Raw genomic sequence first — 18,146 nt, forward strand, 5'->3', positions numbered from 1 at the left:
CTGGAGGGCTACAAATGATTTCAAGCACAGATTTTCGTACAGGTCTCACGATCGAGATTGACGGCGGCGTTTGGCAGGTTGTCGAGTTTCAGCATGTGAAGCCGGGCAAGGGTGCGGCGTTCGTGCGCACGAAGATCAAGAACGTCGAGACGGGAGCCGTCGTCGAGCGTACGTTCAACCCGAACGAAAAGATGCCTGCGGCGCGCCTCGATACGCGCAAGATGCAGTACCTCTATGAAGCCGACGGCATGTATACGTTCATGGATACGGAGAACTATGAGCAGACGGAACTGAGTAAGGATCAGCTCGGCGACGCCCTGAACTACCTGCAGGAAAATATGGAAGTCAATTTGCAGACATTCAAGGATCGCATCATTGGCATCACGCTGCCGACATCTGTCAATCTCAAGGTCACGGAGTGTGAGCCGAGCGTCAAGGGCAATACGGCGACGGGCGCGACAAAGATGGCGACAGTCGAGACGGGCTACGTCGTGCGCGTGCCTCTCTTCGTCAATGAAGGTGACGTCCTGCGCATCGATACGCGTACGGGCAATTATATCGAACGTGCCTGATTTTCTTTTGCATCTGCTGCTGATAAGGCGGCATACGATGTGTTTTCTGCATCTGCCGCCCGACCGGGCGGTGTGCAATGTGTTTTGAAGGAGGAATTTTCCATGGCAGAGGAAGTCAGCATGAGCAAGAAGGGTGCGATCGGTTCGATCCGCATCGCCGACGAGGTCGTGGGCATCATCGCGGGACTCGCCGCGACGGAGATTGACGGCGTCGCGGGCATGAGCGGCGGCATCGCCGGCGGCATCGCCGAAATGCTCGGCAAGAAGAGCTTCACGAAGGGTGTGAAGGTCGAGGTCGGCGAGAAGGAGACGGCGGTCGATCTCTACATGATCGTGAAGTACGGCGCGCGCGTTCCCGATGTAGCCATCGCTGTGCAGGAAAACGTCAAGAAGGCGATCGAGAACATGACGGGGCTGACCGTCGTCGAAGTCAATGTCCATGTGCAGGGCGTGAGCTTCGCTGAGGAAACAGAGGAAGAGGACGCGCGCGTCCACTGAGGAGGAGAGGAAAGTTCATGGGGATCATCAACCGCTTTCTTTTGTTCCTTTACGCGCTCGCCGTCGCGTGCCTTTCGCTGGGCGTCGTGGCGCTTGCTCTGCAGATCGTGCCCGAACCGATCCTGCTCAACGAGTACCGCTACCTGATGGGAGCGCAGCAATGGCAGCTGGTTGCGGGAGGCGTCCTTGTATTTCTTCTAAGCATACATCTGATCGGCTGCAGCTTTTCGGGTGGCTCAGATAAACGGGAGGGCGGCGAATTCCTCGTGCTCCATGGCAAGGTGGGCGATGTCGGCGTCTCGCTCGGCGCCGTCCACAATCTCGTGGAGCAGACAGTGCAGACCGTTCCGGGCGTCCGGAGTCTCCATGTGAAGGTTTCCGTCGTGAAGAAGGCCGCGAAGGACGGGGCACAGATCTCCCTTCGCCTCGCTATCGTCATAGGCAAGGAGGCGAATGCCGCCGCTGTTTCCGACGATATTCGCACGGAGGTTCGCCGCGCTATGCAGGAAACGATGGGCGTCGATGAGTTTTCGCTGGACATTGTCGTTGAAGATATTTCCAATGCGCCGCTGACGAAGAAGAAGCGCGTCGTTTGACAGGAGGAAGGCAGATGGGTGAGGAAAAGACATGCCCGTTCAAGGCTTTTTTTGAAGCGCACGCGCCCGTGCTCCTGCCGCATCGCGGCAAGATCGGCGGCGTGTTTTTCGGGGCGCTTTTTGGTCTCGCTGTACTTATCTTCGGCTTCTGGCAGACGTTCTTCGTGCTCTTCTGCTGCCTTGTCGGGCTGCTCGTTGGCATTCGCATCGATCATGATATTCGTCTGCGCGATGTGGAAGATTTTTTTGATGAGATGTTTCCCTATCGGCAGCGTTATCGGCAGCATCGCTTCAGGGAATGAGACTGGATGCGGAAGCAGCTCGTTGCTTTGTCTTTTGAGCGACAGGAAAGGAAAAGGTTTTGTTTTATGAGTCGTAGACAGGCGCGCGAGGCGGCGCTTCAGACGTTGTTCCAACTGGAGCTCAATCCGCCGTCGGAGGCGGCTTCCGAAGAGGCGTGCCAGATGTGGGCGCTCGATGCGGCGGTTGAGGAAATGCCCGTTGAGACGAAGCGGGATTATAGCTATGCAGCTTCCCTCGTGCGCGGTACGCGCGAGCATCTCGCCGCCATCGATGAGGAGATCGCCGCGTCCACGCATGATTGGAAGCTCGACCGCATGACAGGCGTCGATCGCAACATCGTCCGCATCGCGCTCTACGAGATGAAGTACGGCGCGGAAAAGGTGGATGTCGGCATCGCCATCAACGAAGCGGTCGAGCTGGCGAAGAAATTTGGCACGGATGATTCCAGCCGCTACGTCAACGGGATCTTGGGCGGACTGGCAAGGTGATTCTCGGGCTGTTGCCTTTTGCGCGACAGCCCCTTTCCTTATGACGACTTCGGAAGGAGGCGGCGGTTTGACGGTTCACAGCGTATCCGCGCTCACGCAGTACATCAAGAGCATGTTCCAGGTGGAAGGATTGCTGCGCAATGTTTCCGTCGAGGGCGAACTGTCCAATTACAAGATGTACGCTTCGGGACATTGCTATTTCACGCTGAAGGATGAGACGGCGTCTCTGAAGGGCGTGATGTTCAAGAGCCGTGCGCGGCTTCTGCGTTTTCAGCCGGAAAACGGCATGAAGGTCGTAGCCACGGGCGAGGTTTCCGTCTACGAGCGCGACGGCGTCTATCAGCTCTATGTCGAGCGCCTTCTGCCCGTGGGGGCGGGAGAACTGAGCGTCGCCTTCGAGCAGCTGAAGGCTCGCCTTGCCGCCGAGGGGCTTTTCAATGAGGACCACAAGAAGCCTCTGCCGCCGTTTCCTCGCACGATCGGTATCGTGACGTCCCTTTCGGGCGCAGTGCTGCGCGACATTTACCGCGTTTCCAAGCGGCGCGATGCGAATATTCGCTTGGTTCTTTATCCGACGCTCGTGCAGGGCGAGGGCGCGGCGGCTGAGATCGCTGCCGCCATCCGCTTCTTCAATGAGAAGTACCCCGTCGACCTTTTGATCGTCGGCAGAGGCGGCGGATCGGCGGAAGATTTGTGGGCGTTCAATGAGGAGCCTGTCGTGCGTGCGATCTATGACTCCGTGATTCCCGTCATTTCTGCCGTCGGTCATGAGACGGATACGACTCTTTCCGACTATGCGAGTGATGTGCGTGCGGCGACGCCCTCGCAGGCGGCGGAACTCGCCGTACCCGAGACGGCGGCGCTCTTCCGCCGCATTGGCGAATGTGAGATGCGTCTCCAAAAGGCGGTGAAGAGCCGTCTTTACTACGAGCGTGAGCGCGTGGAGCGTCTGGGCGGCTTCTTCCTGAAGCGTCCGCCGCAGGCGCTCCTAGCCGATCGTCGTCAAAGGCTCGACATGGCGGCAGAAGCACTCGACCGCGGGATGCGCCGCGCCCTGCTGGAAAAGCAGCACGCCTTTCGGGTCGCAGCGGAAAAGCTTGAGATGCTCAATCCGCTGCATGTCATACGGCGCGGCTACAGCGTTGTGGAGAAAGATGGTGCGGCCGTGCGCAGTGTAAAGGAGCTTGCCGCTGGAGATGGGATCCTCGTGCGCCTTGCCGACGGCAGCTTCGACGCCGTCGTCGGAGGTTTGCGAGAAGGAGGTTTATGATGCCGAGAAAGAAGACGCCGTCCTTTGAGCAAGCACTCGCGGAGCTGGAAGAACTCGTGCAGGCGATGGAAAGCGGCGATTTGAGCTTGGAACAGCTCATGGAGAATTATGCGAAGGGCGTGGAGCTTGCAAAGTTCTGCATGACTTCGCTCGATCGTGCGGAAAAGGCGATGGATGTCGTGCTCAAGGAAAAGGGCGGCGCGGTCGAGGAGTTTCGCTTGGAGATTGAGGGGGATGCACGTGAATTTTAAGGCGGAATGGAAAAAGCGTGCCGACTTGGTGGAAGAGGGACTTCTGCGCGAGCTGAAGAAAGTGCCCGCGTATGATGAGACGCTGGAAAAGGCGATGGAATACAGCCTCATGGCGGGCGGCAAACGCCTGCGCCCCGTGCTCCTGATGGCGGCGGCCGATGCCGTCGGCAAGGATGGCGCGGCCTTCTTGACGACGGGATGCGCCATCGAGATGATTCATACGTATTCCTTGATTCACGATGATCTGCCCGCGATGGATAACGACGATTATCGACGCGGCAAGCCCACGAACCACAAGGTCTTTGGCGATGGAATCGCGGTGCTCGCGGGCGACGCTCTGTTGACGCTCGCCTTCGAGGTCATGCTGCGCCAAGAGGGCGCTGCCCCTGAAACCCTCGTCACCGTCGTCTCCGAGATGAGCCGCGCGGCCGGCCCTTACGGCATGGTCGGCGGGCAGGTTCTCGACTTGGAGGGCGAGGGCAGGCGTCTCGATCTGGCAGCCCTTCGAAAGATTCACATGGGCAAGACGGGCGCACTGTTTTGCGCCGCCATACGCTCGGGCGCGATTCTGGCGGGCGCGAAGGAGGAGGAACTCGCCGCGCTGACGCTTTATGCTGAGCGCTTCGGGCTGGCCTTTCAGATCACGGATGACATCCTCGACGTCACGGGAGACGAGGCGGCGATCGGCAAGCCCGTGGGCAGTGACGTGCGCAACGAGAAGGCGACGTATGTGACGCTGACCTCCCTGGAAGAGGCGAAAAAATTGGCTGAGGATGCAGTAGATGAGGCCGTGGTGGCGCTCGACATCTTTGGCGAACGCGCTGCCTTCCTGCGGGATTTGGCGCTGTTTCTGCTCGGACGGAAAAAGTGAGGCGGATGGATATGGGACAGCTGTTGGAACGCATAAACGAACCGCACGCACTGAAAAGCTGCACGCTCGATGAGCTTTCGCAGCTGGCGAGAGAACTGCGCCGCTATATCATCGAAACGGTTTCTCAAACGGGCGGTCATCTCGCCCCGAGCCTTGGCACGGTGGAGCTTACGCTCGCCCTGCACAGGGCGTTCGACTGTCCGGAGGACAAGATCGTCTGGGATGTCGGTCATCAGGCGTATGCGCACAAGATTCTGACGGGCAGGCGCGAGGCATTCGTCGGTCTTCGCCAGAAAGGCGGCATCACGGGCTTCCCCAAGCGCGAGGAGTCCGTCTACGACGCTTTCGGCACAGGTCATTCGAGCACGTCGATCTCGGCCGCCCTCGGCATGGCGGCGGCGCGTGACATCGCGGGCGAGCAGTACCGCATTGCCGCCGTCATTGGCGACGGCGCACTGACGGGAGGCGAAGCGTTCGAGGGACTGAACAATGCGGGGACACTGGGCAAGGACATCATCGTGATTCTGAACGACAACGGCATGTCCATCGCGCCGAACGTCGGCGCGATGTCCGAGTATCTGTCGCGCTTCCGCGTCGCACCGGGCTACCACCGTGCGAAACAGGATATCAAGAACTTTCTTAAGAGCATCCCGCACATCGGCGAGCGCGTCTACCGGACGGCCGAGCACATCAAGGACGGCGTGCGCTCGGCGCTCGTGCCGGGCGGCCTCTTCACCGATATGGGCTTTCACTACATCGGCCCCTTGGACGGGCACAACATCGCCCTTCTGCTCGATGTGTTCGAGCAGGCGAAACAGCTAAAGGGTCCCCTGCTCATCCATGTGGAGACGTGCAAGGGAAAGGGCTATGCGCCGGCGGAAAAGGCGCCGGACAAGTTCCACGGCATCGGCAGATTCGACGTTGCCGACGGCACGACGCTGAAGAAGGCGGGCGCGAAGCCGACGTACACGAGTGTCTTCGGCAAGGCTTTGCTGGAAGCCGCCGAAGAGGATGCGGATGTCGTCGCCATCACGGCGGCGATGCCCGACGGCACGGGTCTGCGCACGTTCGGCGAGAAGTATCCGACGCGCTTCTTCGATGTGGGCATCGCTGAGCAGCATGCGACGACGTTTGCCGCAGGCCTTGCGGCGGCGGGCAGGAAGCCTGTGCTCGCGCTCTATTCGACGTTTGCCCAGCGTGCCTACGACCAGATCTTGCACGACGTCTGTCTGCAGAACCTGCACGTCGTCTTCGCGCTCGACCGCGCAGGCTTCGTCGGAGAGGACGGCGCGACGCATCACGGCGTCTTCGACTACTCGTATCTGCGCCACCTGCCGAACATGAAGGTGCTCGCGCCCAAGGATGAGAACGAGCTTGGACGCATGCTCAAGACGGCGCTTTCCTTAGAAGGTCCGGTAGCTCTGCGCTACCCGCGCGGCGAGGGTATTGGCGCGGCGTTGGAAGAACCGTTCACTCCGTTGGAGAGTCTTGCGGCGGAAGTCTTGGAGGAGGAGGGAGAAATCGCACTCCTCGCTGTCGGCAGCATGGTCGATGCGGCGCAAAAGACGGCGAAGCTTCTGAAGGAAGATGGGCTTTCTGCCGCCGTCGTCAACATGCGCACCGTAAAGCCCCTGGACGAAGAATTGCTGCATCGCATGGCGCATGAGAAGAAAATGCTCGTGACGATGGAAGAGAATGCGCTCGCCGGCGGCTTCGGCAGCGCCGTGCTCGAAGCCTTGGCAGACGCAGGTCTTCTCATTCCCGTCGTGCGCTTTGGCATCGGCGATGCATTCATCGAGCAGGGCAAGCCGCAGGAGCTTCTGGAAATGGCAGGGCTCCAGCCTGAGCAGATGGCAAGAAGCATCCTCACGGCATGGAAGGGAGCACGCGATGGCGAAGGAGCGGCTTGACGTTCTGCTCGTCGAGCGCGGCCTTGCCGCGAGCCGCGAGCGCGCGCGCACGATGATCATGGAAGGCAGGGTGCTCGTCGACGGCAAGAAGGTCGAAAAGGCGGGGACGGGCGTGAAACCTGAGGCTGAGCTTCGCCTTTTAGGCGAGGAGATGCCCTATGTGAGCCGCGGCGGGTTGAAGCTGGAAAAGGCTCTCAGAGCCTTTTCCATTTCACTTGCGGGAAAGACGATGGCGGACATCGGCGCATCGACGGGCGGCTTTACGGACTGCGCCCTGCAGAACGGCGCGGCGAAGGTCTACGCCATCGACGTCGGATACGGTCAGCTCGCGTGGAAACTTCGCACGGACGCACGCGTGAAGAACATGGAGCGCACGAACATCCGCCATGTGACGCCCGAGGCGCTCGGTGAGCTCGTCGACTTCGCATCCATCGATGTCGCCTTCATATCGCTCGCGAAGGTGCTGCCGGCGGTGCGCTCCCTGCTGAAACCGCAGGGGGAAGTCGCGGCTCTGATCAAGCCGCAGTTCGAGGCAGGGCGCGAAAACGTCGGCAAAAAGGGCGTCGTGCGCGATCCGCATGTGCATGAGACCGTGATCCGGGACGTCTTTCGTGCCGCGCAGGAAGCGGGATTTTACATTCGAGAGCTCTCTTATTCTCCTGTCAAGGGGCCGGAGGGCAATATCGAGTACCTTATGCACCTCGTTGGCACAGGAGAAGAGTCTGCCGCGCCGGGCGTTTCACAAGAGGAAATCGTCGCCGTCGTAGCAGAGGCGCATACGGAATTGGACAAGTAGGCAGGGATTTGATGTTTACCATAGCGGTTTTTCCCAATGTGACGAAGGCGAATATTCGTGCGATCCTCGATCGCGTCCTCGCTTTCTTTGCCGATAAGAGGGTGTGCGTGCTGCTTCCAGCGAAGGAGGCGAGGCTCTTAGGGCACGAGGCGTACGGCATCGAGAACATCAACCGTCATCCGATCGACATGGCGCTGAGCATCGGCGGCGACGGCACGCTTCTGAATGTCTGCCGCCGCGTTTACGAGCAGACCGTTCCCGTCTGCGGCATCAACTTCGGCACGGTCGGCTTCCTCATCGACATCGAACTGGATGAGATAGAGACGAAGCTGCAGAAGATCCTCGACAAGGAGTACCACATCGAGGAAAGGCTCATGCTCTCGGGCTACGTCGTCCATCATGGCAAGAAGAGCTACAAGGGAAGTGCGGTCAACGACATCGTGGTGGCGAAGGGCGGGCTTGCGCGTATGCTGCGTTTCGGACTTTCCATCAACGATACGCGCATCGCGAACTACAAGGCGGACGGCCTGATCGTCTCTACAGCGACAGGATCGACGGCGTACTCCCTTTCGGCGGGCGGGCCGATCGTCAATCCACACGTCAAGGCGCTTGTCCTCACGCCTATCTGCCCGCATACCTTTGACATCCGTTCTATGGTGATTTCCGAGGACGATACGGTGCGCATGCGCATCAAGGCCGGACATTCCGATATTTTTGTTACCTTCGACGGACAGAAGTCGTTTCAGATTGCTGATGAGGATGAGGTGATCGTGCGCAAGGCGAAAAATCCCGCGCGCATTGTGAAATTCGGCGACAAGGATTATTACCGCACGATGAAGGAAAAACTTCTGGACAATGCCTGAGGGAAAGCGCGCTTTCGAGAGAACGGGGGAAGAGCATGAAGGTCAAGCGTCACGCGATCATTCGTGAAATTATCGAAAACACTGCCATCGAAACGCAGGAGGAATTGGCAGCGGCGCTGCGTGCGCGTCAGATCGACGTGACGCAGGCGACCGTGTCGCGTGACATCAAGACGATGATGCTCGTCAAGGTGCCGGCGGGGAATGGCCGCTATCGCTATGCGCTGCCGAAAGAAAAGGGGGCCGTGCTCTCCAAGGAGCGCATGGCACGCCTCTTTTACGATTCCGTCGTTTCTCTCGATTACAGTGAGAACATCATCGTCGTCAAGACTCTGCCCGGCGCTGCCAATGCCGTCGCCGCCGTCCTCGATCATACGCCTTGGCAGGAGATCGTCGGCACGGTGGCGGGCGACGACAGCATCCTCGTCGTCGTCAAGCCTCGGGAGGCGGCGCCCGAGGTCGTGCGGCGCATGGAGAAATTCTTCGCTCAGTGAGAGGAACATCATGTTAAAGACATTGACGGTTTGGAATTTTGCCCTTTTGGAGCATGTGAAAATCGAATTTGGTGCGGGGCTGAACATCCTGACGGGTGAGACGGGCGCGGGCAAGTCCATCCTCATCGACGCCTTGGGCGCGGTGCTGGGAAAGCGTCTCGCGGCGACCGCCATACGAAGCGGCTGCGAATGGCTGCGTGTCGAGGCGGTTTTCGATCTGGAAGCGCAGACTGCATTGAAGAGTCTCCTTGAGGAGCAGGCGATTCCTGTGGAAGATGACGAGCTCATCATTACGCGCCAAGTCTCGCACAAGGGGAAAAGTTCCGTCCTCCTGAACGGTTGCCGTGTGACGCTCGCGCTGCTAAAAGAGCTTGGCGCCTATCTCGTCGACATCCACGGGCAGCACGACAATCTCGCGCTGCTGCGCCCCGAAAACCAACTGCTCCTCCTCGACACTTCGGATGCCGCCATTGAAAAGCAGCGCGATGTCTATCAGAAAAGTTTCGCCGCTTGGAACGACTGCAAGAAGCAGCTCAGGGCGAAGGAGGAGGAAGCGAAGAACACGACGGAACGCCTCGATCTCCTGCATTGGCAGGAAAAGGAAATCGAGGAGGCCGATTTGAAGGAGGCCGAGGACGAGCGCATCGAGGCAGAGATCAAGAAGCTCTCGAATGCCGAGAAGATTTCCGGCTTCGTCGAGGAATCCTATGCTCTTTTGAACGGCGATGTGGGAGGCAAGGCGCTGAACGTCCTCGCGGCTCTGAGCAAGGTCAAGAAGAACCTCGAATCGCTCTCGCGCTTCGGCAATGAGTTGGACAATGCCTGCAAGATGGTGGAAAACGCCTATTGCGACTTGCAGGAAGCGTCGTATGAGATTCGCGACTACGGCTCCGACATGGAGTTTGATCCGCATCGGCTCGACTCGTTGGAAAGCCGCATGAGCGTCATCGACAAATTGTGCCGCAAGTATGGTGCGACGACGGCGGACGTGCTCGCCCATCTGGCGAAGGTCAAGGCGGAACTGCAGCGCATCGAGACCTACGATGTCGACTTGGAAGACCTGAAGGCTGCACTGAGGAAAGCGGCGGATACGCTGAAAGAGGAGGCGCAGAAGCTCACGAAACTGCGCTCTGCCGCTGCCAAGGCGCTCTCCGCGCACGTCGGCGAGCAGATCAAGGCTCTCGGCATGGAGAAGGCGCACTTTTCCATCGCGCTCCGTGCAGCAGACTACAGTGCAACGGGAGCGGACGACATCGTCATGCTCTTCTCGGCGAATGCGGGCGAGAAGGAGCAGCCGCTGCAGGACGTCGCCTCGGGTGGCGAGCTTTCGCGCGTGGCTCTCGCCGTCAAGGCTGTTTCGGCCGCGAATGATGATTCGCCGCCGAGCATGGTCTTCGACGAGATCGACACGGGCATCGGCGGCAAGACGGCGCGCATGGTCGCCGAACGCATCGCCATGGTCGCTTTGCACAGACAAGTCCTCTGCATCACGCATCTGCCGCAGATTGCCTGCATGGCGGACGCGCATCTTTACATCCACAAGGAGACGCAGGAGGGGCGCACGCTGACGGAAGTGCAGCTCCTCGCCGAGGGCGAGCGCATCAACGAGATCGCACGCATGGCGTCGGGCAGCGACATCACGGCGGCCGCGCTTGACAATGCGCGGGAAATGGTGGATAATGCTAGAATTAAACGCGCTGAAATCAGCCGCAGTTTCTCGAAATAAAGGGGAAAATATGTACGAAGATTTGTTGGAGAAAAAGCTCAGGAGTGAAAACATCTACGACGGCGTCCTGCTCCATGTTCGACGCGATACGGTGGCGCTGCCGAACGGCAGGGAAGCTGTGCGCGAGTGGGTCAGGCATCCCGGCGCTTCCGCCGTCCTGCCCGTGTTCGAGGACGGTACGGTGCTGCTCGTGCGCCAGTACCGCTATCCCGTCGACCGCGTCACGCTTGAGATTCCGGCGGGCAAGCTCGATTCTCCGAAGGAAGATCCGCTCGTGTGTGCCGTGCGCGAACTTTCCGAGGAGACGGGATACACGGCAAAGCATTGGGAAAAGCTCACGACGATCGGCACGACCGTCGGGTTTTCCAATGAGTACATCCATATCTACGCCGCGCACGATTTGCAGGAAGGCGAGCAGCATACGGACGACGATGAGTTCATCCACGTCGTCAAGATGCCGCTCGAAGAGGCCGTAGAGCGCGTCAAATCCGGCGAGATCTTCGATGCGAAGTCCGTGACAGCGATTCTCATGACGGCGTTCGGCAAAGCGAAACACTGACGGGAGGCGGAATATGTTTGGTTCTGATTTGATGTGGTTCATCGCGGGTATCCCGGGAATTTTAATTGCCATGGTCGTGCACGAGTATTCCCACGCACGCGTCGCCGTAGCCATGGGCGACATGACGCCGCGCCTCATGGGCAGGCTCACGCTCAATCCCAAGGCGCACATCGATCCCATCGGGCTTTTGACGCTGTTCCTCGTTCATTTCGGCTGGGCGAAGCCCGTGATGATAAATCCGAGGAATTTTCGCGACATGCGCAAGGGCGAAGTCCTCGTGGCTCTGGCAGGGCCGGCATCCAACCTTGTCATAGCATTTCTGGCCATGCTTTTTTTTGCTGTCTACGCGCGCCTCGGTCTGCCTGTATCGCAGGGCTTTTATACGGTCATGCAGCTTCTCGCGCTGATCAACGTCAACTTCGCTGTGTTCAATATGATACCGCTGCCGCCCCTTGACGGTTCGCGCGTACTCATGGCATTCTTGCCGGGACGCTGGGCGTATGAACTCATGCGTCTGGAACGCTACACGTTCATTATTCTCATCCTGCTGATCATGGTCGGGCCGTTCGCGCGCCTCTTGGGCGCAGTCTCCTGGGCGCTCTACTCCACGCTCGCGGCGGTCGTCGGTCTGCTCATCTGATTTGCTCTCATGGACAAGTATACGGTACGGCTCAATGCTTTTGAAGGGCCCATGGATCTCCTCATGCACCTCATCGAGAAGAACAAGATCGACATCTACGATATCCCGATGGCGGTTCTGACCGAGCAGTACATGAACTACCTTGAAGAGATGCAGGAGTTCGATATCGAGGTTGCGAGCGAATTCATCGTCATGGCGGCGACGCTCCTGCAGATCAAGTCGCGCATGATGCTGCCGAAGCCGCCGAAAGAAAAGGCGGAGGAAGAGGAGGAAGATCCGCGCAGGGAACTTGTGGAGCGCATCTTGGAGTACCGACGTTTCCGCCGCGTCAGCGTGGAACTCGACGGCCTTGCCGCGCTGCAGGAGAGGGTGTTTGCGCGAAAGCCGCTGCCGCTTCCCGTGCGCCGCCTGCCACCGGAGGAAATGTCCGTCGCCCTGCTCGTCGACGCCTTTCGCATCGCCATGGAGGTGCGCGAGGAGATCACGATCCCGAAGGCACTCGTAGCGCCCGACGCCTACAGCATACAGGGAAAGATGGAGGACATCCTCGTGCTCCTCGACCGCGAGGGAGGGCAGATGCCGTTTGCCGCCGCATTCCCGTCGGGCACGCGTGCGGAGCTGATCGTTTCCTTTCTTGCGCTGTTGGAGCTGATCAAGCTCCATTCCGTCGTGATTCGCCAGGGTGATCTTTTTGGCGATATTCTTGTTTGCCTAAGGACGAGTGATCACTGATGTTTATGGAAGAAATGCAGGCGCCTTTGGAGGCGCTGCTTTTTGTGCGCGGCGAGCCGGTGACGGCAGTGCAGCTCAGAGAAATCCTGCAGGTTGACGAGGAGAGCCTGGCTGAGCTTTTGGCGCTTTACGCGAAGACGTTGGAGGAGCGTGGGAGCGGCCTCATGCTGCATCGCGTCGCGGGAGGCTTTCAGCTCGTCACGCGCCCCGAGTGTCATGCCTATGTGCAGAAGCTTGCAGAGGTGCAGGACAGGAAACTCACGACGCCGACCTTGGAGACGCTCTCGATCGTCGCCTTCAAGCAGCCGATCACGAAGCAGGAAATTGAGCACATCCGCGGTGTGCGCGTTGAGCGAGCACTGCAGAAACTCCTGGAGATGGAGCTTATCGAAGAAGTGGGCAGGAAGCCTGTTCTAGGGCGGCCGATCCTCTACGGTACGACGGACGTCTTTCTCAAGTGCTTCGGACTCAATGCACTGAGCGACCTGCCTGCTTTGCCGGCCTTGGAAGAGGTTGCGGAAGAAGGCGACGTGCAGCTTGAGCTGCTCGCCGCCGATGGGGAGGCTCAGATCGAGGAGGAAGAATCGCCGGAAGCGTTGACGGAAGATGGCGCAGAACGTGCGGAGGAGATTGACGACGCCTTGCATACGGAGGAAAACATTGATTGAATTATTGGCTCCGGCAGGGAGCAGGGAGGCGTTGACGGCCGCTGTGGAAAGCGGCGCTGACGCCGTCTATCTGGCAGGCAATATGTTCGGCGCACGCGCCTATGCGGACAACTTCGACGAAGAGGGAATGCGCGAGGCGATCGCCTTCGCCCACAGCCGTGATGTGCGCGTGCATGTGACGGTCAACACCATCGTGCGCGACGAGGAGATGGCGGCACTTTCCCGCTACCTGCGCTTCCTCTACGAGGTTGGCGCGGACGCCGTGCTCGTGCAGGACCTCGGCGTTTATCGGCTCGCGCGTCAGGCGGCTCCTGGTCTGCCGCTGCATGCGAGCACGCAGATGACCGTGCACAATCTGGAAGGCGTGCTCCTTCTTCAGGAGATGGGCTTTGAGCGAGTCGTGCTCTCGCGCGAGCTTTCGCTGGAGGATATCCGCTATATCACGGCGCACTGTCAGGTGGAGATTGAGACCTTCGTGCACGGGGCGCTTTGCGTCTGCTACTCGGGGCAGTGTCTGATGAGCAGCATGATCGGCGGCAGGAGCGGCAATCGCGGTCGCTGTGCACAGCCGTGCCGTCTGCCCTATACGCTTGTCGATGAGACGGGCGCGGATGTTCTCGGCAAGGATGCGGGGCAGTTCCTGCTCTCGCCCAAGGATTTGAAAACCATTGAGCTTTTGCCGGAACTCTTGGAGAGCGGCATCGCTTCGCTGAAGATCGAAGGGCGCATGAAGCGTCCCGAGTACGTCGCTGTCGTCGTCGACGCCTATCGCCGCGCCATCGACGCCGTCGAGGCAGGCAGGGGACTGCCGAGCGCGGCAGAGGATGAAAAGGCGCTCGCGCAGATCTTCAACCGCGATTTCACGACGGCCTACCTAAAGGAACGTCCGGGGCGCACGATGATGAGCGATTCCCGGCCGAACAATCGCGGCCTTCTCGTCGGACGCGTCTTGGAAAATGACAGGACGGCGGGGCGCGTGAAGCTGAAGCTCTCGGGTGATCTGGCCGAGGGAGATCAGCTGGATTTCTGGGTCAAGGTCGGTGGAAGGAAGACGGCGACGGTGACGGATCTCCGCGACAAGAAGGGTCGCTCCTGTCTCTCGGCGAAGACGGGCGAGGAGGTCACATTGCCTCTCGATGCGCCCGTGAAGCCGCACGACCGCGTGTTCAAGGTGTTCGATGCACATCTCATGGAGAAGGCGCGCGGCTTTTTCCGCACAGGTGCTCCCGTGCGGCGCGTGCCCGTGGCGGCGCATGTCCGTGTACGCCTAGGTGAGTCCCTTTCCATCGCCTTGCATGATCGGGACGGTTTTGCAGCGCAGGCAAAGACGGGGTTTCGTGCAGAATCTGCAAAGAAGCGACCGTTGGATGCAGCGACCGTTGAAAAGCAGCTGCGCCGCATCGGTACGACGATCTTTTCCCTGGGGGAAGTCTCCCTCGATATGGAGGATGGCGTGATGGTTCCCGTCAGCGAGATCAACGAGGCGCGGCGCAAAGCGTTCGCTGCCTTGCAGGAAGAGCGCATGGCGCACTATCGCCGCGCCGCCCTGCCTGCGTTCCGCTATGAAGAAGTGCCTGCCCGCGCCGGACGCAGGGGAGAGGCGCGTATCGCGGCGGCGACGGACACGCTCGCCGGCGTGCGCGAGGCGCTGCGCTCAGGCGCTGACGAGATCGTCTTCGGCGGCGATTCCTACCATCATCGTGCGATTCCCCTGCGCGACTACGCGGAGGCGGCGCAGCTCGCACGCGGCGCAGGATGCGCCATCGTGTTCAACACACCGCGCCTCGTGCTGCGCCGCGACATGACGGCATGGAGAAAACTCGTCGAGGGTTTCGTGCGCCTTTCGCCCGACGCCGTCAGCGTCCACAACTTCGGCACGCTCCGCGTCGTGCGCGAGGCGGGGCTGAAGTTTTATGCCGATGCGTCGCTTCCCGTCATCAACTGCCGGGCTCTTGCGGAGCTTGCAGAAATGGGAGCGAGCCGCGCCGTTCTTTCGCCCGAGCTTACGCTGGAGCAGGCGGGGGCGCTTGCCGTGCGTGCACCTTTTCCCGTCGAGTGCATCGTCGAGGGAAATCTTGAACTCATGGTATCTGAATACTGCGCCTTGGGCAGTTTCCTCGGCAATGCAGCGTCAGGCTCGTGTTCGATGCCGTGCTGCAAGGGAAAGACGCGCTACGCCTTGTTGGACAGGAAGGACATGAAATTTCCGCTCGTATTCGACCAGTCATGCCACATGCACGTCCTCAACGGCAAGCGCCTTTCGATGCTGCTTCATGCGATGGAGTTTGCGCCGCGCGGCATCTCTTTTTTACGCATCGACGGGCGCTTCATGGAAGCGGCGGAGCTGGGAAGACGCGTGCGCCTCTACAAGGAATGGAGCCGCTTTTCAGGCACGCTCATCAAGGAGCAGGAGGAATATCTGAAGGAGCTTGAGGGCAAGGATGTGACGCGCGGCCATTATTTCCGCGGCGTGCAGTAAAAGAGAAAGGTAATGTATGGAAAAGGAAACACTCGACACGCTTGAGTACGACAAGATTCGCGCGATGCTGGAAGCGAAGGCAGGCTCCGTCCTCGGCAAGGAAAAGGCGCGAGCCGTCCTTCCGTCGGGCGATTTTGCTGAGGTGGAGGAGCTTCTGCGCGAGACGGAGGAGGCGGTTCGCCTCTCGGCTTTTTCCTCGCCGCCCATGGGCGGTGTCTTCGACATCCGCGAGTCTCTGGCAAAGGCCGAGCGCGGTGCCGTGCTCGATCTCGGCGATTTTACCGATCTTTTGAGCACGATGCGCGCGATGCGAGCCGTCAAGCGCTTCTTCAAAGAAGTGGAGATGGACTTGCCGCTCATCAAGGAGCAGGCAAAGGGCATCGAGATTCTCGGGCAGTTGGAGCGCAGGCTGGAAAACAGCGTCGACGAACACGGCAATTTGCTCGACGACGCGAGTGTCGAGCTTTCGCGCATACGGCGCGAACTGCGTTCAGGCAGACGCAGGGCGAAGGAGCAGATGGAAGCCATCCTGCACCGCACGGAGTATCAGAAATTCTTTCAGGACGCCATCATCACACAGCGTGCGGAGCGAAACGTCATACCGATCAAGCAGGAGTATCGCCAGAGCTTTCCAGGCATCGTCCACGACCAGTCGGCGAGCGGCGCGACGCTTTTCATCGAGCCGATGGCTCTCGTCGATCTCAACAACGATCTCAAGCAGCTTGCGCTCGCAGAAAAGACCGAGGTGCAGCGCATCCTGCGCCTTCTCTCGCAGGAGGTCGGCAAGAATGGCAGTGTTCTCGAAGGGAATTGTGCCATACTCGCCTCTCTTGACTTCATCTTCGCGCGGGCGAAGCTTGCAGCCGATATGCAGGCGAAGCGCCCTGCAATCAATCGCGAGGGAAGGACGAAGCTCGTCGCCGCGCGTCATCCGCTGATCGATGCGGCAAAGGTCGTGCCCATTGACATCGCGCTTGGAGAAGCGTATCGCATGTTGCTCATCACGGGACCGAATACGGGCGGCAAGACGGTCAGCCTGAAGACTATCGGACTTTTTGCGCTCATGGTGCAGTCAGGATGCTATATCCCCGCCGCCGCAGGATCTGAGATTTCTGTATATACGAATGTCTATACGGTCATCGGCGACGAGCAGAGCATAGAGCAGAGCCTCAGTACATTTTCCGCGCACATGTCGCATCTGGTCAAACTCTTGGAATGCGTCGAGGGCACGGATCTCCTGCTGCTCGATGAGATCGGCGCGGGAACCGACCCCGAGGAAGGGGCGGCTCTCGCCATGGCGATCCTTGAGCAGTTCCTCGCACGCGGCTCCTCAACGATCGTGACGACGCATTACTCGGAGCTGAAGACGTTCGCTTTTACGCGCGAGGGCATAGAGAATGCCTGTGTGGAATTCGACGTCGAGACGCTGCGCCCGACGTACCGTCTGCTGACGGGGATGCCGGGCGCAAGCAACGCCTTTGCCATCAGCCGCCGCCTCGGCCTTTCGGAAGCGGCGATCCTGCGTGCACAGCAATTCATCAAGGCTGATCATGCGCAGTTCGAGAAGGTCGTGAACCAGCTCGAAAGCGAAAAGCTCATGTACGAGCAGAGGAACGCCGACATCATGGAAAGGCAGCAGCGCGTGGCGAAGCTTGAGGAAAAGACGCAGGCGCTGAAGGATGAGATTCGCGAGAAGAAGGAGCAGATGCTCAAGAAGGCGAGGCAGGAGAGCGCAAATCTCGTGCGGCGCACGCGGCGTGAGGCGGAGGAGATCATCAAGAGCCTCAAGGCGCAGTTCGACGACCTCGGCATAGAGAGCCGCCGCCGTGCCATGCAGGAGGCGCGGGAGAAACTGCAGGAAGCGGCGGAGCGCTCGCGCACGGGACTTCTCCCCGGCAAGGCGTACAAAGAGAAGATCGACATGCAGAAGCTCGCTGTCGGCGATGTCGTCTATGTGCGAAAGCTCGACCAAAAGGCGACGGTGCTCAAGATCCAAGGCGCAAATATCGAAGTGCAGCTAGGCAGCCTCAAGACGTATGTCAAGGCGGGAGACTGCCGCTTTGTCGAACGTGCGAGGAAGGAGCAGCCCGCCGCGAAAGGAAGCGGCGGCACGAAGGGTGCGGGTGCGCTTCTGCAGAAGACGGCGAACCTGCATCGCGAGATTGATGTGCGCGGGCTCATGGTCGACGAGGCGGAGCAAGTGCTCGGCAAGTTCCTCGACGATGCCGTCATCGGCGGACTCGGTCAGGTTCTCATCATCCATGGCAAGGGGACGGGAGCACTCAGAAAGGGCATTCACGATTATCTCAAGCATCACAAGAGCGTCGCTCGCTTCAACTTCGCCGACATCAGCGAGGGCGGCACGGGCGCGACGCTCGTCGATTTGCAGTGATGGAAGAGCGGGCAATAATGTCTTGCTCTGCCACTTTCGTT

19 protein-coding genes are annotated in these 18,146 nt (G+C 59.8%); all 19 read left to right on the forward strand.

Annotation, left to right across the window (positions count from 1 at the left end):
• The first annotated feature begins 14 nt into the window (after positions 1-14).
• The 19 genes from efp (at position 15) to SELSP_RS05475 (ending at position 18,105) form a co-directional block, all read left to right on the forward strand.
• Positions 15-572 carry an elongation factor P gene (gene efp, locus SELSP_RS05385; RefSeq protein ID WP_006192454.1) on the forward strand — a complete coding sequence of 186 codons (558 nt, stop codon included), beginning with the start codon at positions 15-17 and terminating at the stop codon, positions 570-572.
• A gap of 102 nt (positions 573-674) precedes the next feature.
• The gene (locus SELSP_RS05390) at positions 675-1,070 is read left to right on the forward strand and encodes an Asp23/Gls24 family envelope stress response protein (protein WP_006192453.1); all 396 of its coding nucleotides are present in this window, start codon (positions 675-677) and stop codon (positions 1,068-1,070) included.
• Between the two features lie 17 nt (positions 1,071-1,087).
• Entirely contained in the window at positions 1,088-1,666 is a 579-nt protein-coding gene (amaP, locus tag SELSP_RS05395; RefSeq protein ID WP_006192452.1) for an alkaline shock response membrane anchor protein AmaP, read from the forward strand.
• Positions 1,667-1,680: 14 nt separating this feature from the next.
• A complete protein-coding gene (locus SELSP_RS05400; protein WP_006192451.1) occupies positions 1,681-1,968 on the forward strand; it encodes a DUF2273 domain-containing protein in 288 nt (95 codons plus the stop codon).
• A 66-nt stretch (positions 1,969-2,034) separates the two neighbouring features.
• Positions 2,035-2,457 carry a transcription antitermination factor NusB gene (nusB, locus tag SELSP_RS05405; protein ID WP_013740771.1) on the forward strand — a complete coding sequence of 141 codons (423 nt, stop codon included), beginning with the start codon at positions 2,035-2,037 and terminating at the stop codon, positions 2,455-2,457.
• 67 nt (positions 2,458-2,524) lie between these two features.
• Positions 2,525-3,727 carry an exodeoxyribonuclease VII large subunit gene (xseA, locus tag SELSP_RS05410; RefSeq protein ID WP_013740772.1) on the forward strand — a complete coding sequence of 401 codons (1,203 nt, stop codon included), beginning with the start codon at positions 2,525-2,527 and terminating at the stop codon, positions 3,725-3,727.
• Positions 3,727-3,978 carry an exodeoxyribonuclease VII small subunit gene (xseB, locus tag SELSP_RS05415; protein ID WP_013740773.1) on the forward strand — a complete coding sequence of 84 codons (252 nt, stop codon included), beginning with the start codon at positions 3,727-3,729 and terminating at the stop codon, positions 3,976-3,978. Before xseA ends, xseB begins: the two co-directional genes overlap by 1 nt.
• Positions 3,962-4,849 carry a polyprenyl synthetase family protein gene (locus SELSP_RS05420; RefSeq protein ID WP_006192447.1) on the forward strand — a complete coding sequence of 296 codons (888 nt, stop codon included), beginning with the start codon at positions 3,962-3,964 and terminating at the stop codon, positions 4,847-4,849. The genes xseB and SELSP_RS05420 overlap by 17 nt, the downstream gene beginning before the upstream one ends.
• Before the next feature lie 11 nt (positions 4,850-4,860).
• The gene (dxs, locus tag SELSP_RS05425) at positions 4,861-6,759 is read left to right on the forward strand and encodes a 1-deoxy-D-xylulose-5-phosphate synthase (RefSeq protein WP_013740774.1); all 1,899 of its coding nucleotides are present in this window, start codon (positions 4,861-4,863) and stop codon (positions 6,757-6,759) included.
• The gene (locus SELSP_RS05430; protein ID WP_006192445.1) at positions 6,740-7,555 is read left to right on the forward strand and encodes a TlyA family RNA methyltransferase; all 816 of its coding nucleotides are present in this window, start codon (positions 6,740-6,742) and stop codon (positions 7,553-7,555) included. The genes dxs and SELSP_RS05430 overlap by 20 nt, the downstream gene beginning before the upstream one ends.
• 11 nt (positions 7,556-7,566) lie before the next feature.
• Positions 7,567-8,418: an NAD(+)/NADH kinase gene (locus SELSP_RS05435; protein WP_006192444.1), complete on the forward strand. Its 852-nt coding sequence runs from the start codon at positions 7,567-7,569 to the stop codon at positions 8,416-8,418.
• A 35-nt stretch (positions 8,419-8,453) separates the two neighbouring features.
• Positions 8,454-8,909, forward strand: a complete 456-nt coding sequence (argR, locus tag SELSP_RS05440; protein WP_006192443.1) for an arginine repressor — start codon at positions 8,454-8,456, stop codon at positions 8,907-8,909.
• A gap of 10 nt (positions 8,910-8,919) precedes the next feature.
• Positions 8,920-10,635 carry a DNA repair protein RecN gene (gene recN, locus SELSP_RS05445; protein WP_006192442.1) on the forward strand — a complete coding sequence of 572 codons (1,716 nt, stop codon included), beginning with the start codon at positions 8,920-8,922 and terminating at the stop codon, positions 10,633-10,635.
• Between the two features lie 10 nt (positions 10,636-10,645).
• Entirely contained in the window at positions 10,646-11,194 is a 549-nt protein-coding gene (locus tag SELSP_RS05450; protein WP_006192441.1) for an NUDIX domain-containing protein, read from the forward strand.
• A gap of 13 nt (positions 11,195-11,207) precedes the next feature.
• A complete protein-coding gene (locus tag SELSP_RS05455; RefSeq protein ID WP_006192440.1) occupies positions 11,208-11,834 on the forward strand; it encodes a site-2 protease family protein in 627 nt (208 codons plus the stop codon).
• Between the two features lie 9 nt (positions 11,835-11,843).
• Positions 11,844-12,566, forward strand: a complete 723-nt coding sequence (locus SELSP_RS05460) for a segregation and condensation protein A (RefSeq protein WP_006192439.1) — start codon at positions 11,844-11,846, stop codon at positions 12,564-12,566.
• On the forward strand, positions 12,566-13,234 hold the full coding sequence (gene scpB, locus SELSP_RS05465) for an SMC-Scp complex subunit ScpB (protein ID WP_006192438.1): 669 nt from the start codon (positions 12,566-12,568) through the stop codon (positions 13,232-13,234). Before SELSP_RS05460 ends, scpB begins: the two co-directional genes overlap by 1 nt.
• Positions 13,227-15,713, forward strand: coding sequence for a DUF3656 domain-containing U32 family peptidase (locus SELSP_RS05470; RefSeq protein WP_006192437.1), 2,487 nt, complete (start codon positions 13,227-13,229; stop codon positions 15,711-15,713). The genes scpB and SELSP_RS05470 overlap by 8 nt, the downstream gene beginning before the upstream one ends.
• A gap of 16 nt (positions 15,714-15,729) precedes the next feature.
• On the forward strand, positions 15,730-18,105 hold the full coding sequence (locus SELSP_RS05475; protein ID WP_006192436.1) for an endonuclease MutS2: 2,376 nt from the start codon (positions 15,730-15,732) through the stop codon (positions 18,103-18,105).
• Positions 18,106-18,146: the final 41 nt, after the last annotated feature.

The organism is Selenomonas sputigena ATCC 35185 (genome assembly GCF_000208405.1).
In the GTDB taxonomy this organism is placed as follows: domain Bacteria; phylum Bacillota; class Negativicutes; order Selenomonadales; family Selenomonadaceae; genus Selenomonas; species Selenomonas sputigena.